Below are 403 nucleotides of genomic sequence, written 5' to 3' on the forward strand. Positions count from 1 at the left end.
ATAAAGTCATTTTAAGTGAATAACGTTGCATCTGCCTGTATCTGCGGACGCTCGCTTTCCGGAGGGAACGGCCTCAGCTAACCGATTCCTCCTGCTGTCGGAAGCGCTGGATCTTCGCCTCGTTCTGCTCCTCCCGGAGTCGAGATCCTACGATGTCGGCAGCTGGCAGTTCGTTTCACGTGCCTGGTTATGCCTGCACGATCCGGTTCCATATGGATAGCCCTCCAGATCAGACGTTACGATGTTAAATAGGGACGCCAGTCCTTCATCGAATTCATGATAAACGTAAAAAAACAGTCGTGTCTGTCTGTTGTGACGTTGTTCTCCAACAAGCAGAGCCGTTTCCCCGATGTGTCCGGCGGGGACGCCTGTGGAATCAGCGCAGTCTGAAGATTCCGTGCCG

1 protein-coding gene is annotated in these 403 nt (G+C 53.1%); it reads right to left on the reverse strand.

Translation table 11 applies throughout. The annotated features are described in order from the left end of the window. Window positions 1–147: 147 nt before the first annotated feature. On the reverse strand, window positions 148–403 hold a 256-nt coding region (locus HCN83_RS18050), incomplete at its 5' end, for a hypothetical protein (protein WP_168009798.1).

It is taken from the genome of Alkalicoccus luteus (genome assembly GCF_012034335.1).
GTDB lineage: Bacteria > Bacillota > Bacilli > Bacillales > Salisediminibacteriaceae > Alkalicoccus > Alkalicoccus luteus_A.